A 14193-nucleotide genomic window follows, 5' to 3' on the forward strand; every position below is an offset into this window, starting at 1 on the left:
CGAAAGACCCCGCATGCCCCGGAACCTCGATCTCGGCGACATCCTCGGCGATGTCGACCTCCAGTTGGCCGAACACGTGACCCGGCGGCTGGGAGATCCCGAGTTACCCAACCCGACGCTCCTCACACGGTCCGTCGAAAGGGAAGTGCCGATCGCTCGGGATGATCTCGAGTTCACCGTAGGGGGCGAGGCCACCATCGACATCTTCAATCAGCCGGAGGACGAGGATCCCGCGGGACTGTTCGCGGACGCCCCCGACCCCGGCGCGAAACCCCGGGACCTCGAACTCCGGACACCGGTTCATTTTGCTGCGAACTCGGCGTGGCTGGCCTACCGGACGTCCGCCGAGGTCAAGGCGACAGGAGGGTTCAAGGCCGCGAAGTTCGGGTTCGCGGGCAAGGCCGGGGGCGAGGTGTCCGTACGCTTCCACGACTACCGCCGTCACGATGCGGAAGATCTCGTCGGCCCGTCGGTTGCCCGCGATCTTGCCACGGCGCGGTTCGCCGTCTCCGCGGGGGATGTGCGCTCGCTGGCGCCCGGCGAGGCGCTGGCACTCGAAGTGAACGGCACGCTGGGCGCATCGGTCAGCTTGAAGTGGTCGGATGTCTTCACCAGCCACATCGGCGCTCTGGGCCAGCTTCTGGCGCCCGGGGAGGATTTCGGGGTCAAGGTCGGCGCCAGACTTCGGGCCAGCTTCAAGGTCGACATCGAAGACCACTTCCTCGTGGTGTTCTCCAGGCGGCGGCCGGGCGAGGTCGAAGTCGCGGTGCGAAAGTCCGATCGCAAGGGGTTCGCCGTGCGCGCGGCGGCCCGCGTGAGCGTGCGGTTCGCCGACAAGGCGCAGACCGAGGAGGCGCTTCGGGCCGCGATTGAAGCACTGCTCGGAGAGCCCCTCGCGCAGGTCAGGGAGCTTCTAGCGAAGCCGAGGGTGGCCGACCTGGACCCCCGCGAGCGAGCCGCCGCGGAGAGGCTGGTGGACCGCCTGCGGATCGAGGGCGCACGCCTTCGGCTGTCCGCGCTGAGGAAACGGGTCGAGACGCTAGAGACGGAGACTGCCGCACTCCTTGAGAAGATCGCGAAGCAAAAGGCCCAGTTCGCGGTCGATTTCGACTACAGCCGCACGCGCAGCGAAGACGCGCTGATCGAGGCCACATTCGACGAGACGCATCTCGGGGACGACTTCAACGTGCTGCACCGCGCCATGCTGGGCGGTGACTTCGAGCGAGTGCTGGAGAGTGGTTCCTCCGCGGAGGCGACGGGGGTAACCCTCCACCGCTTCCTGCAGCAGGATACGGTGAAGACAAGGAAATCGTGGGGCGTGTCGCTCGATTTCGGCGACCTCTTCTCGGTACGCGGGAAGGCACGAAGCTACGTGCGGGAGACGATGCGCAGGGACCGCCGCCTGGACCGAAGCCGCTTCAGCTTCACCGCCCTCGAGGGCTACGCCGGCAAGTGGGGCCGGGACAGCTGCGAATGGAAGACGACGCTGAGCGCGAAATCCCGGCGGTGGACTCCGGGCGCCGCCCCGGGAGCCGACGCGCTCGACTACTCACTGCACCTTCTCATGCAATACGAGGAAGGGCGACTCACAGGCCGCGACGCCGGGCGGTTCGTCGATCTTGGCGTCATATGGGGCATCGTGACCGCGGGCGGCGCGCGGGCCGCGCGGGATCGCCTCGAGCGGATGGGGGAGGCGCACAGCGATGTGGAGGTCTCGTTTCACCTCAAGTTCAGGAAGTCGACCTTCGCCGTTCTGCTCCCCCTTCTCGGCGCGGACGACTCACGGGGGATCGGGGTCGCGCTCGGGCGGGCCGTCCCGTGGCTGGCCGATGAGCCCGGTCGCGACACGCCCCTGGTCCGACAGCTCCTGTACGGGTCGCTCTGGCGGCAGTATCTGGAAGACGCCTCGCTCTCGGCGGAAGATCTTGGGGGCGCCGCGTCAGAGGCGGCCCGGCGGGCCGGCCATGCGGGCCTGGCCGGATTCGAGCGCCGGTCGAAGCACTGGTGGACGCTGGGCCGGTTGGCCGAGAAGAACGGGGACACCCGCGGCTGCTGGCGAGAGCTGGCGTGCGGGGCCCGGCGGCTGAACGAGGCCATCGCGGGCGGGGGCCCGCATACCGAAGTTCGAGAGGCAGCCCGGTTGATGAGCCGGGGTTGGGAGCACGCATTCCATATGCGCGCACTCGGGGTCTATCTGACGGAGGCGTTTCGCGCGCACCCCCACCTGTGGGCGGGCGTGAACCGCTCCCTCAGGGTCGAATACAGGCAAGGGGAGGAGCGCGTGGTGCTCAACCTCAGTTCTACATGAGTGCTACATGAACGCACGCAACGCCCTCACGCTGGCGAAGGTCACGGCCACGATCCTCGTGACGGTCGTCGCGATCGCCGTCCTCACGTCGTGGCCGATACAGCCGCCGACATCGACGGTCGTCGACGAGACGGCCGGCGTGGGCGCGGAGTCCGCCGCCGCACCCGGCGAGGCGGCGTGGGCAGCGGAGGACTGGGCCGTCTTCGAGGAGAAGGTCCGCTTTGCCGACGAGCGCGGGCTGGCGGACATGGAGCTGGGCGAGGCCATCGTGCGGCTGGCGGAATCCTTCGTCGGCACGACGTACGAACCCGGGACGCTCGAGGTACCGGGATCCGAGCGGCTCGTGATCAACTTCCGTGAACTGGACTGCGTGACGCTGGTCGAGACGGTCCTCGCCCTGACGCGGTTCGTCCGGGAAGGGGGAGCGGAGGCGCTCGCGGACCCACGCGCGGCGCTGGCCCGCTACGAGGCCAACCTCATGGCGTTGCGGTACCGAGGCGGCCTTCTCGAAGGGTACCCGAGCCGGCTCCACTACTTCTCGGAGTGGCTCGCGGACAACGAATCCCGGGGCCTGCTGCGCGTCGTGACCGGCGAACTGGATCCGTCGGCCGACCCGGAGCCGGCACGCTTCATGTCCGAGCACCCCGGAGCCTATCGCCAGCTCGCCGATCCCGGCGTGCTGGAAGCCATCACCGCCATCGAAGAGAGGCTCGACGAGGGGCCCGACCGGTTGTACGTGCCCCAGGACCGGATCGCTCAGGTGACGGACCGGATCCGCAACGGCGACGTGATCGCGGCCACGTCGACCGTCGCCGGGCTGGACGTCGCCCACACCGGATTCGCCGTGTGGCGCGACGGGGCGCTCCACCTGCTCCACGCCCCGCTCGTCGGCCGGTCGGTCGAGATCTCGGAACGCCCCCTCTCCGACCGGATCCTCTCGATCGACTCCCAGGACGGCATCATGGTCGCGCGCCCCGTCGAGCCCCCGCGCTAGCGGGCCTGGTTGCCCCCTAGTTGATCGTGTAGGTCATGCCGGCCTTGATCCGCCTCCCCTTCGGATCGTGCGTGAGGCCGTCGTACGACCCTTCCTGGTTGACCAGCGGCGGCGCCGTACCCAGCAGGTTGAACCCCGTGAAGAAGGCGTCGATGCTGTCGGTCAACTTCATCATCACCGTGGCGTCGAACGTCCCGAAGGAGCCGATGACGCGGTGCGCCGGGTCGACCGAGTCCGGATCGTCATAGGACGAGATGTAGTGGAGGTTGCCGATCACCGAGTAGCGCTCCTGGTGGTAGCCCACCGAGGCTCCACTTCATCCACCGTGGCTCGAACGTCCCGAAGGAGCCGATGACGCGGTGCGCCGGGTCGACCGAGTCCGGATCGTCATAGGACGAGATGTAGTGGAGGTTGCCGATCACCGAGTAGCGCTCCTGGTGGTAGCCCACCGCTGACCACTTCCACTGCGGCAGCGGCCAGGCGATCGGATTGTAGCGGTTCAGCGCTCCCACTCCCTCCGTCGCCGCCTGAAGTTCCACGCCGTTGAAGTCGAGCGCCTTGATGTCGTACGTGCGCGTATACGTGCCGTCGATGCCGAGCGAGAGTTCCCCGCCCCCAAGGGAGCGTCTCGTCGCCACGCTCCAGTCGAAGCCCGAAGTCTGCATGCCAGGCCAGTTGATGAGGTTGATGCGGATGCGCTCGATCAGGGCTGCGTTGCAGGTCCCGGTACCCCAGTCGTCCGGGCATTTCACCAGCTCCTGAACCGCGGCCCGGCTGGCGCCCCCCTCGTGATAGAGTCGCGTGATGCTCGCGTGGGGGATCACATTGATCACGTCCTTGAAGTCGTAGCTCCAGAAATCGAACGTGGCCTGCGTGCGGCTCGGATAGTGGAAGAAGATGAGCCCCACGTTGCCGGTCAGCGCCGTCTCCGGATCGAGACCCTCGCTCCCGTATGTGTCCACCGCCTTGTAGACGTCCACTTCCTGCACGTACTCGAGGGCGGTGACCTTGTCGGTGTTGACGTCGTCCACCGACGGGACGCGGAAGGTCGACTGCAGCGATCCGCGCAGCGACAGCTGGTGGTTATCGGACTCGGTGAGGTTGAGCCGCGCGGCGAACTTCGGGTTGAAGCTGCTCGCGATGTCGTGGAACTCGTAGTTGGCGGCAAACTGCACATCGAGCCAATCGCCCAGATTGATCGGGATCTCGCCGTATAAACGGTGCACCGTCTGTGCGTCCTCATAGGGGAAATACCCGGTCGTGAACGTGAACGGCCCCGCCTGCTCGAGACAGGACCGGTCGCCCGGCACCTGGCAGGGGTTGAGGGCCTGGTTGCCCGCGTCGTTGGGTGTCCCCGTCACGTCGAAGCGGCGGAACTGGTAACCGAGGGCGTAATCGAGGACGTCTCCGATGGCGCTACCGGTGAAGGTGGCTTCGGCCACGAACAGGTCGGCCGTGTTGAACAAGTCCACTTCCTCGTTGATCCAGCCCAGCAACTCGGGGGAATTGACCGCGCCGGCGACGTAGCCGGGGTTGTTGGCGTCGGTGTACCTCGTCCCCGGCTGCTCGGCGCGCTGGATCGCGTTGCTGAACGGGTTGTAGAACATGCAGTCGCCCTGCCCGGCCACCGCTCCCCCGGTCGAGCCGAGCGACATGCCGGCCGCCGACGTCGGGTCCACGACCACCCCGACGCCGCAGTTCGGGCCGCCGAACCCGCGATAGGCCAGATACTTCCGGTAGGCGTACTCGGCGGGCTGGTTCACGTTGCCTGTGGCCCGTGAGTAGCTGGCCGAGATGTCCAGATGGCCGTCGCCGCCGCCGAACGACTCGAAGTGGCGGTCCAGCGAGGCTGCGATGCGCTGCGTGCGCGACGACCGTCGCAGGTTCCGGCCCGGGCCGCTGTTGCCGACCAGACGCCCGTAGAAGTACCAGTCGTCCTGGAGACAGTCCGCCGCGGAGCCGAACCCGGCGGCGGCGGCGTTGGCCGCGCAGAACGCCTGCCGGCCCGGGTTCTCGGGCAGGACCGCCTGCAGGCCGTCGTAGAGCGAGATCGGCGGGAACGAGGGCGTCGTCCTCCAGTCCGGTATGGTGGCTTCGGCCCACAGTCCCTCGAGGTGCAGGGTCGTGCCGGTGCCCAGTTCGCTGTTCAGTTCGCCGAAGGCCCGGACGTGCGTCTGCTTCTCGACCAGGTTGTCGTACGGCTGGTAGCGGAACCGGCAGGTGACGCCCTCGTCCACGCCGCCGAAGTTCACGCAGTCAGGATCCACGAACAGACTCGGATTGTCGCCAAACTGCGAGTTGATGAGCGCGCTCACGAACTCGTCGGGCGTCTCGTTGCCGGTCAGGCTCGGCATGAGGAAAGCGCCCGGGTTCCCATAGTAGGACCATCCCCCACCGCCGGGTCCCGGGTACGGCCGCAGGCCCCAGTCTCGCTCCTCCGGCCTGAGTTCCTGACGCGCCGCCCACTCCGCCGAAAGGACCACGTTCGTGGACGCCCCCAGACGGCCGCCCCAGATCGCGCCCGCGTTCGAGTCGCCGGCCCCGCTGAAGTAGTCGTGTGCTGCGGTGACCTCGAAGCCCTCGAAATCCTGCCGGGTGACGAAGTTGGCCACGCCGGCCACCGCGTCGGAGCCGTAGATCGCCGACGCCCCCTCCTTCAGCACCTCGATGCGGTCGAGCGCGATGGTTGGTATCGCGTTCACATCCACGAACCGGCCCCCGGGGAGCCGGGACGGCGTGTACACCTGCCGGCGTCCGTTCAGCAGCACCAGCGTACGAGAGGCCCCGAGGCCCCGCAGGTTGACGCTGGCCACCGTCTCGGGGATGAGCGCCCCGCTGCGGTTGTACCAGCTGTTGCGTTCCCCGAGGGTACCGTGGTTCGCCCCCAGCTTCTTGAAGAAATCCACGACCAGCGGGGAACCCTGCTCTTCCATCGACTCCCGGCTCGCCACGGACACCGCGTAGGGCAGTCCAATGGGGGGTGCCGCGAAGTGCGTTCCCGTGACCACCGCCGTGAGTTCCTGCAGCGCCGAGGTCCTGAGAGAGACGAGCTCGACATCGACGACGGACCGATCGCCTGCCCCGACGGCCACGCCGCCGCGCGTCTCGACCGTGAAACCGGGGTAGACGAAGCGCAGCGAGTACGTGCCCGGCGGCAGCCCCGTCAGGTTGTAGAGTCCCTGTGGGCTCGTCAGCGTCGTGCGCGACTCGTCGCCGAGGACCGGACTCGTCGCGGTCACGCTCACCGTCGTAAGGGCGAGCCCGTTTTCGTCGGTGACGGTTCCGCTGATCGCTCCGTCCTGTGCCACAGCCGCCGCCGGCCAAGCGCAGACGAGAAGGGCCATGAGGCGTGTTCTGCTCAACATATTACCACCTCCTCGCTTGGTGGCCCGGTGACGAGAATCTCGCCAACCCAGGCCGCGCGTCGGCCGCACAGGGCATATCGAACAGCCGCGTCGGTCATCTGATCTCCGGAAGGCCGTCCGGGGGACGGCGGTGGTGCGTACCCTGCTCGTAGCCGAAGGCGAGGCGGAAGAGCAGGCCTTCATCATACGGACGAGCCAGAATCTGCAGGCCCGCCGGCAGCGAGCCATACGTATAACCCATCGGGACCGTGATGGCCGGCATTCCGGTCGCGGGGGCCACGCGCTGGCTGTTGTCGCCGCAGTAGTCCTCGTCCCCTCGATCAATATGGGCGGGGACGCACAGCCAGGACGGGTAAACGATGGCGTCCAGGCCCTGGGCATCCATCGCCGCCACGAGGTCGGCAAGGTACGCCTGCCTGCCCTCGTTCTCCGCGTAGTCCGGGCACGGCTCATCCCAACCCGACGGATGGACACTAAGAGGGGCGCCCTGGTTGCGCCGCAGCGACGCCTCGGCGTAGTCCGAAAAGCGCCCGTCCTCGAGCACCTCGAGGACATCGGCCATCGGCGCCCCCGGACCCAGTGACTGCAGGTAGACCCACATGTCGTAGCGGAACCGGCGACAGAACATCCCTTCCCGCTGCAACTCCGTCTCCACATCGAACTCGAACGGGTCGACGACTTCCGCCCCCAGCTGACGCAGATCGCCGATCGCCGCCTCGAAGAGCGCGAGGATTTCGTCGTCCGTCTCCTCGGGGTCAACGAGAGCGCGCAGAACCCCGAGCCTCGCTCCGCGCAGGCCGTCCGCCTCGAGGAAGGCGGTGTAGTCTTCCTCCACGCGCTCCCGCCCGGCCTCGGTGTATGGGTCCGCAGGGTCGTAGCCGGCGACGACCTGGAACACGCGCGCGACATCCTCCACGGTCCGGCCCATGGGCCCGGCGATATCCCGGTCAAAGGAGAGGGGGATCACACCGTCCCGGCTCGTGAGGCCGATCGTGGACCGGATCCCCACCAGAGCCAGGTGCGAGCTGGGCCCGCGAATCGAATTGCCGGTGTCGCTTCCCAGCCCGATGACTCCGAAGCCGGCGGCCACGCCGGAGGCCGTGCCGCCGCTGGAACCGGCGGGGACACGGTCGAGAGCGTACGCGTTGCGCGTAGTGTCGAAGGACGAGCTGACGGATTGCCGCGGGCTGAACGCCCACTCGGCCATGTTGGTCTTGGCGATCACGATCGCGCCGGCCTCACGGATCTTCCGCACCATGAAGGCGTCGTCGGGCGGAAGGTTGTCGGCGAGCGCGATCGAGCCACCGGTCGTGACCATGTCGTGCGTGTCGAAGTTGTCCTTGACCAGCATGGGGACACAGAAGAGCCGTCCCATCTCTTCGCCGGCGGCCAGCGACGCGTCGAACTCGGCGGCGCGCTCCAGCGCCCGCGGGTTGAGCACGGTGATCGCGTTGATGAGGTCTTCGTAGGCCGCGATCCGTGCGAGGTGCCGCTCCACGACCGCTCGGCAGGTCGTGGTCCCGTCGCGGATCGCCGCCTGCACCTCGGCGATCGTCGTCTCGACGACCTCGAAGCCCGTGCTGGTCTCCGTGCTGCACGAGACCCATCCCGCTCCCAGCGTGCCTAGCAGCAGCGCCGGGATCGAGTGTCGCTTCCGGTGGACGCCGCCCGTTCTCCGCCGCGCCCCAGTCGTCCCGGCTGCGTTGCTCCTCGGTCGCATACGCCTAATATGCTCTCTGAGCGCGCCCTGCCAAGCGTCGAGAACGCGCCCTGCCAAGCGTCGAGAGCGCGCCCAGCCAAGCGTCGAACCGCGAGAATGCGCCGATGAAGCCGAAAAAAGGGACCTTCCGCCTTACACGTCGTGACTTCTTCCGCGCTGCCAGCGTGGGGCCGGCCGCCGCCTGGTTGGCCGCCTGTGACGGGGCGGGCGACGGGGAATCGTCGTCGGCCGAGGCAGCGTCGGCCGCCACGGGAAGAGAGACGGCACAGGCGCCCCGGTGGGTGAAGGACCCGTCGCCCTTCGTCCAGCGCGTCACGAATCTGGAGACCCGGCTCGAACTGATCGACGGATTCATCACACCGAACGAACTCTTCTTCGTCCGCAACCATTCTCCCACGCCGAGGATCGACCCCGGCAGCTACTCGCTCCGGGTCGAGGGCGACGGCGCCGAGACCGCGTTGAGCCTGGATCTGTCCACGCTGGAGTCTCTGCCCCAGCGGACGATCACCGCCTACCTCGAGTGTGCCGGCAACTGGCGGGGTCTGTACCCGGAACTCACAGGCACCCGCGCCAGCGGCGGGCAGTGGTCCACCGGCGCGGTTGGATGCGCGGAGTGGTCGGGGCCCTCCCTGGCCACCGTCCTCGAGCTGGCCGGCGTGCGACCCGAAGCCGTCGACGTGAACCTCGTGGGCCTGGACAGCTCCGGTTTCGAGCGCGCCATGCCGCTCGCCAAGGCGCTTGACCCGGACACTCTCATCGCGCTTCGCATGAACGGGGAACCGCTCCCGCCGGATCACGGGTTTCCGGCCCGCTCCGTCGTCCCCGGATGGTCGGGTTCCAACAGCATCAAGTGGCTGGGCCGCATACAGGTCTCCACCGAGCGCGTATGGAACCGCAACAACACGAGTTCCTACGTCCTCATCGGAGACCAGTGGCCGGAGCAGGATTATGCGCCCGCACAGGGGATGGTGATCAACGAACTGGTCGTAAAGAGCGCGCTCGCCCTCCCGCGACCCGCGCAATTGCCGCCGGGTCCCCACGCCATCCACGGTTTCGCGCACGCCCCCGCCGGTCCCGTGGCTGCGGTGGAATGGAGCCCCGATGGCGGCGCCACCTGGCTGGAGGCCACGATCGTCGAGCCGATCGTCCCCCTGGCCTGGCAGCGTTTCGAGTTCGAATGGGAAGCGACGGCGGGGTCGCACACTCTGGTGACCCGCGCCACCGATGCGGCTGGAAATACGCAGCCGGAAGAGCCCCTCATGAACGAGAAGGGCTACCTGCTGAACGTCCCGCTTCCGCACCCCATCGAGGTGGAGTAACTCCGCGTCGTGGGGTGGCGGCTGCTCGCGGATATCGTCCTCGTCACACACCTCCTCTTCATCGCCTTCGTGGTTGCCGGCGGGTTCGCGGCGGTCCGCTGGCCGAGACTCGCGTGGGTCCACGTGCCCTGTTTCGTGTGGGGGGCGCTGATCGAGTTCGCCGGCTGGATCTGTCCGCTCACGCCGCTCGAGAACAACCTTCGGGTCGCGAGCGGTCAGGCCGGCTACTCCGGCGGGTTCATCGAGCGCTATCTGCTGCCGATCATCTATCCCGGCGCACTGGACCGGGAGATCCAGATCTGGCTCGGGGTCGCCGTGCTGGCGTTGAACCTGGCCGCCTACGGCTGGCTGATCCGGCGCCTCCGCCTCGGGGGCGTCAGTCGATGAGGACGGTCCGGCTCAGCTGTCCGTTGCTCTCCCAGTACGTCTTCTTGTTCACGAGCATTGGATCATCGGCCGCCGGCTGGACGTTTCCGTCCGTGTCGATCGCTCTCGAGACGATCGTGTGCTCACCCGCCGTCGCGTCCCAGTCCATGCGCCAGAACGTCCACGTGTCAGGGTCGCCCTGACCCTCGCCCAGCATCGCCTCGCGCCACGGTCCTTCGTCCACGCGAACTTCGACCCGGGCGATGTCGGCGCCCCACGCCGCGCCGTGAATGGCGTACGCATCGCCGTTCCTCGTCACCTTCGCGGGGACCGAGTTGATGTTGACGCGGCCCACCGAGGTCTCCGTCCACACCGTGGCCCCGTCGCGCTCCTCCGCCCGCAGCGTGACGTAGTCGCGGGCCATGAACTTGCCCATGAAGCGCCGGTCGCGGAGTTCGATCCGCGTCAGCCATTTCACGTTCGCGATACCGTACCAGCCGGGCGCGATGACGCGCAGCGGGAACCCGTGCGCGTTCGGTAGCGGCTCGCCGTTGACCTCCCACGCGAGGATGATGCCGGGGTCCATCGCGTCTTCGAGCGACAGGCTGCGCGCGAAGTTCTGCGTCACGGTGTTGCCCCGGATCTCCTCCTCGCCCTCGTCGGCCCCGAAGAAGACGACCTCGATGCCCTCGTCCTGCACGCCCGCGTCGGAGAGGACATCTGCGAGCTGGGCCCCCGCCCAGCGCGCGTTGTGCACGCCGCCGATGAAGGAGGGACGGCCACGGTTCCCGGAGCACTCCAGCGTGAACACGACCTCCTGGCGGGGCCGCTCCCGGAGTTGGGCCAGGCTGAACGTGCGGGGCCGGTCGACGAGCCCCCCGATCTCGAGATTCCAGTCGCTCTCCGCGACGACAGGCGACCCGTAGTGTCCCACGCGGAACATCTGACTGACGGGCGTGATCCAGGAATCCAGCTCTTCCCAGTTCAGGATGTTCATCCGCTCGGTCAGCCCCGGGTGTGGACGCTGGACCCAGGGGATCACGGCCTCCTGCTCGAACCCGGAGAGCCAGCCCCGGAAGACGTCCGTCGGCAGGACCGCGAGGCCCGCGGCCGCGGCGCCTCCCTGAATCAGCACTTGTCGTCGGGGAATCGGATGTGGCTGGCTCATGTCGGACCTCGGGCTTGGTTTGGAGCGGACGCCTTCTGCACACAAGCTCGGTCCTATCCAGCCGTCAGAGCAAGACGCCCACCAGCGCGTACTGCGGGGGCGATCACCTCACCGGCCCGGTTTCCAGGCGGACTCCTCCGAGGCGTCCGCCGGGCCGATCTTTTCCTCGGCCGCCGCCAGGAGGTCGAACGCCGAGTGGAAGCGGCCCCGCGTGAAGACGAACTGCACGGTCCGGGCGGCCCGCACATCGTCGAGCGGGTTCCCGGCGACGCCGACGAGATCGGCGAGCTTCCCCTGCTCAATGCTGCCGAGGTCATCGCCCAGACCCATTGCCCTCGCCCCGTTAAGCGTCGCGATCCGGAACACGTCCGCAGGCGGAACTCCTGCGCGCGCCAACGCCAGCATCTCGCGGTGGACGCCGAACGGGGACCAGTAGCGTCCCCAGCTGGGGTGGTCCGTTCCGAGCGTGATCAGATCCCGCCCGCCGCCGTCGTGGAACGCCTTCAGCGTCTTCCGCTTGATCGGCGACATCTTCGCGAACGACTCGGACACCGGACGACGCGGCCGGGCCTCGACGATCGCGCGCATGTAGGGCGTCAGGAAGCGAAGTTCGTCCGTCCAGTACTCGGTCATCTCGGGGTCGTGAGGACCCCAGTATCCGTAGATGGAGAGCGTGGCATCGAACCTCACGTCGTTGTCGACGTAGAGGTCGATGATGTCGCGCAGCTCGGGGCCCTCGAAGTCGTCGAACTCCTGGAGCGACGCGTAGGCCGTGCGGTCGGCGGGCATCATGTCGCCGCCCAGGAAGTGCTCGACGCGGTCGATCCCCATGAGGATCGCGTCTCGCGGATTCACACTATCGCCGAAGCCGGAGTCGAGGTGGCCGGTCACCGTCAGTCCGTGCTCGTGCGCCCGTTCGATGAGCGCGGAGAGGTGCTCCGCCCGGATCCCCTTGGCCTTGAAGCCGGCCGCGCCGAGTTCGGCCCAGTGGTCGACCTCCCGGTGAATCGAGTCGGCCGTCATGGCGTCGTTGTCCCAGCCCCGTCTCCACGACCCGAAATAGGGACCGGAGTTGAGAATCCGCGGCCCCATCCGCTCGCCGCTCTCGATCGCGAGCCGAAGCTCCCGCATGCGGGCCGGGTCCATCTCGCCGGCGGGGAACGTCGTCGTCACGCCGTTGGCGAGGAAAAGCTCGGGGTAGGCGGCTGTCTCATCCACGCGGCCCTCCCCGAACAGGTCGACCGCATAGTGCGCGTGGAGGTCGATGAGCCCCGGCAGGATCGTTACGTCACCCTGGAGCTTGATCTCCCGACTGTACTCGACCGTGTCCGGAGGGACGCCGAGGGAGACGATGCGCCCGTCGCGAATGCCGATGCCTGTGTTCTCCACAAGGTCGCCGGTATGAACGTCGAGCCAGCGGCCGCCCGTGATCAGGAAGGACCCGTCGCCGGAGGCAAGGAACTCGTCGGCGCTCGGGCACCCCGCCACCGCCGGGAGCAGCGCCAGCACGAAAAAGATCGATCCCCGCCGCGCGCGCCGTCTCCGAACCATGGTCCACCTCACCACTCAGTCAGTCGCCAGATCGCAGGACACCCGAGGTCGATGAAGATAGCAGGCGGGCGATCATCCACGACGGGCTCGATTCTGTTACTGTGAGCGGTCCTCAAGCGCCTGTCATCGGAACCGGATCGGAGCCTACGCTGCACGAACCCAGCGCGGCACTCGCCAACCCGTCCGCCGGCGTCGCGCCCCGCTTCAATCTGCGGCCAGGCGCGGTCGTGGCGCTGATCGTCGTCTCGCACACCACGATCGACGCGTACACTGCGTTCCTGCCGCCGCTCCTGCCCCGGATCATGGACGGTTTCGGCCTTTCGATCGCTCTGGCCGCCACGCTGTCGACCGCACTCTCGATCGCGACGGCTCTTCCCCAGCCGGCCTTCGGCTATCTGGCCGACCGGTTCGGGAGGCGTGCCTTCCTGGCCGCGGGCCCGATCGTGGCAGGCGTTTTCCTCTCCCTCATGGGGATGGCACCGAGCTATCTGATCCTGGTGCTCCTCCTGGTCGTAGGGGGACTGGGATCGGCGGCGTTTCATCCGCCGGGCGCCTCGCTGGTTGCGCGCGCGGGGGATGGCCGGGGAAGCGGTGTGCGGATGTCGGTGTTCTCGTTCGGGGGCGCGGCTGGTTTCGCGCTGGGGCCGATCAGCGCGGTGGCGATCGTCGGCCTGTTGGGTCTCCCCGGACTGTGGGTGGCGATGATCCCCGGCGTCCTCTTCGGGATCGCCCTCTGGTTCGGCGTGAAGGGCCGGACCCGCGTGGGTCCCGGCACCCCGCCGCCTCCGCCGATGGAGGTGATCCGGATGCTGAAGGGACCGCTCGGCCTCGTGTTCGGGATCTCGGTGGTCGGATCCTTCGCGCAGAAGGCGATCCTCACCTTCATCCCCATCATCGCCCACCGCGCGGGCGTGAGCGAGACGGCAGGGGCCGTGGTCCTCAGCGTCTATCTTGGCGCGCAGGGGCTGGGGACGCTGACCTCGGGCTTCCTCACGGACCGGCTCAACCGGCAGCACCTCCTGACCGTGGTCAGCGTGCTCGCCGTGCCCGCGCACATCCTCGCCCTCACGCTGGCGCCCGCGAGCTCGGCGGCGATCGTCATGGCGGTGTGCGCGGGCTTCCTCAACATGGCGCTGTTGCCCCCGATCGTCGTGATGGCGCAGGAGATCCTTCCCTCGGGGACGGCGGCGAGTTCGGGCATCGTGATGGGGCTCGCATGGGCCGTGGGCACGCTCGGGATTCCGGTGGTGGGCGGTTTCGCGGACGCATTCGGGCCCGTGGCTGCGGCCGCCTGGTCGATGCCGCTGCTGCTGCTCGGGGCGCTCTTCGCCATGCGGCCTTCACTTCGAGCCTACAGTCACGCGCGATGACCAGGGCCGGAGCGTCCGGCTGCCAGACCCGT

10 protein-coding genes are annotated in these 14193 nt (G+C 68.1%); 5 read left to right on the forward strand and 5 right to left on the reverse strand.

All coding sequences use genetic code 11. The features are described 5' to 3' along the window. Nucleotides 1-13: 13 nt before the first annotated feature. Both ACN9M6_RS09325 and ACN9M6_RS09330 read left to right on the forward strand, forming a co-directional pair. A complete protein-coding gene (locus ACN9M6_RS09325) occupies nt 14-2308 on the forward strand; it encodes a hypothetical protein (RefSeq protein ID WP_419162657.1) in 2295 nt (764 codons plus the stop codon). A gap of 7 nt (nt 2309-2315) precedes the next feature. After that, nucleotides 2316-3302, forward strand: a complete 987-nt coding sequence (locus ACN9M6_RS09330) for an N-acetylmuramoyl-L-alanine amidase-like domain-containing protein (RefSeq protein ID WP_419162658.1) — start codon at nt 2316-2318, stop codon at nt 3300-3302. A gap of 16 nt (nt 3303-3318) precedes the next feature. Here the strand turns inward: ACN9M6_RS09330 and ACN9M6_RS09335 are convergent, their stop codons facing one another. The 3 genes from ACN9M6_RS09335 to ACN9M6_RS09345 all read right to left on the reverse strand — a co-directional run bounded on the left by ACN9M6_RS09335 (nt 3319) and on the right by ACN9M6_RS09345 (nt 8387). Then, nucleotides 3319-3579, reverse strand: a complete 261-nt coding sequence (locus ACN9M6_RS09335; RefSeq protein WP_419162659.1) for a hypothetical protein — start codon at nt 3577-3579, stop codon at nt 3319-3321. Then, entirely contained in the window at nt 3545-6667 is a 3123-nt protein-coding gene (locus tag ACN9M6_RS09340) for a carboxypeptidase regulatory-like domain-containing protein (protein WP_419162660.1), read from the reverse strand. Before ACN9M6_RS09340 ends, ACN9M6_RS09335 begins: the two co-directional genes overlap by 35 nt. 94 nt (nt 6668-6761) lie before the next feature. Then, on the reverse strand, nt 6762-8387 hold the full coding sequence (locus tag ACN9M6_RS09345) for an amidase (protein ID WP_419162661.1): 1626 nt from the start codon (nt 8385-8387) through the stop codon (nt 6762-6764). Between the two features lie 104 nt (nt 8388-8491). Here ACN9M6_RS09345 and ACN9M6_RS09350 point away from each other — a divergent pair, with 104 nt between their 5' ends. Together ACN9M6_RS09350 and ACN9M6_RS09355 are read left to right on the forward strand one after the other, a co-directional pair. Beyond that, on the forward strand, nt 8492-9706 hold the full coding sequence (locus tag ACN9M6_RS09350) for a sulfite oxidase (RefSeq protein ID WP_419162662.1): 1215 nt from the start codon (nt 8492-8494) through the stop codon (nt 9704-9706). A 9-nt stretch (nt 9707-9715) separates the two neighbouring features. Further along, nucleotides 9716-10093: a DUF2784 domain-containing protein gene (locus ACN9M6_RS09355; protein ID WP_419162663.1), complete on the forward strand. Its 378-nt coding sequence runs from the start codon at nt 9716-9718 to the stop codon at nt 10091-10093. Here ACN9M6_RS09355 and ACN9M6_RS09360 read toward each other — a convergent pair. Continuing rightward, complete coding sequence (locus ACN9M6_RS09360; protein ID WP_419162664.1) at nt 10083-11240, reverse strand: sulfite oxidase; 1158 nt, start codon at nt 11238-11240, stop codon at nt 10083-10085. The genes ACN9M6_RS09355 and ACN9M6_RS09360 overlap by 11 nt on opposite strands. A gap of 108 nt (nt 11241-11348) precedes the next feature. Further along, nucleotides 11349-12791, reverse strand: a complete 1443-nt coding sequence (locus ACN9M6_RS09365; RefSeq protein WP_419162665.1) for an amidohydrolase family protein — start codon at nt 12789-12791, stop codon at nt 11349-11351. Between the two features lie 101 nt (nt 12792-12892). Here ACN9M6_RS09365 and ACN9M6_RS09370 point away from each other — a divergent pair, with 101 nt between their 5' ends. Continuing rightward, nucleotides 12893-14161: an MFS transporter gene (locus ACN9M6_RS09370; protein ID WP_419162666.1), complete on the forward strand. Its 1269-nt coding sequence runs from the start codon at nt 12893-12895 to the stop codon at nt 14159-14161. Nucleotides 14162-14193 lie beyond the last annotated feature (32 nt).

Origin of the sequence: Candidatus Palauibacter sp., assembly GCF_965197445.1 — a bacterium.
Lineage (GTDB): Bacteria > Gemmatimonadota > Gemmatimonadetes > Palauibacterales > Palauibacteraceae > Palauibacter.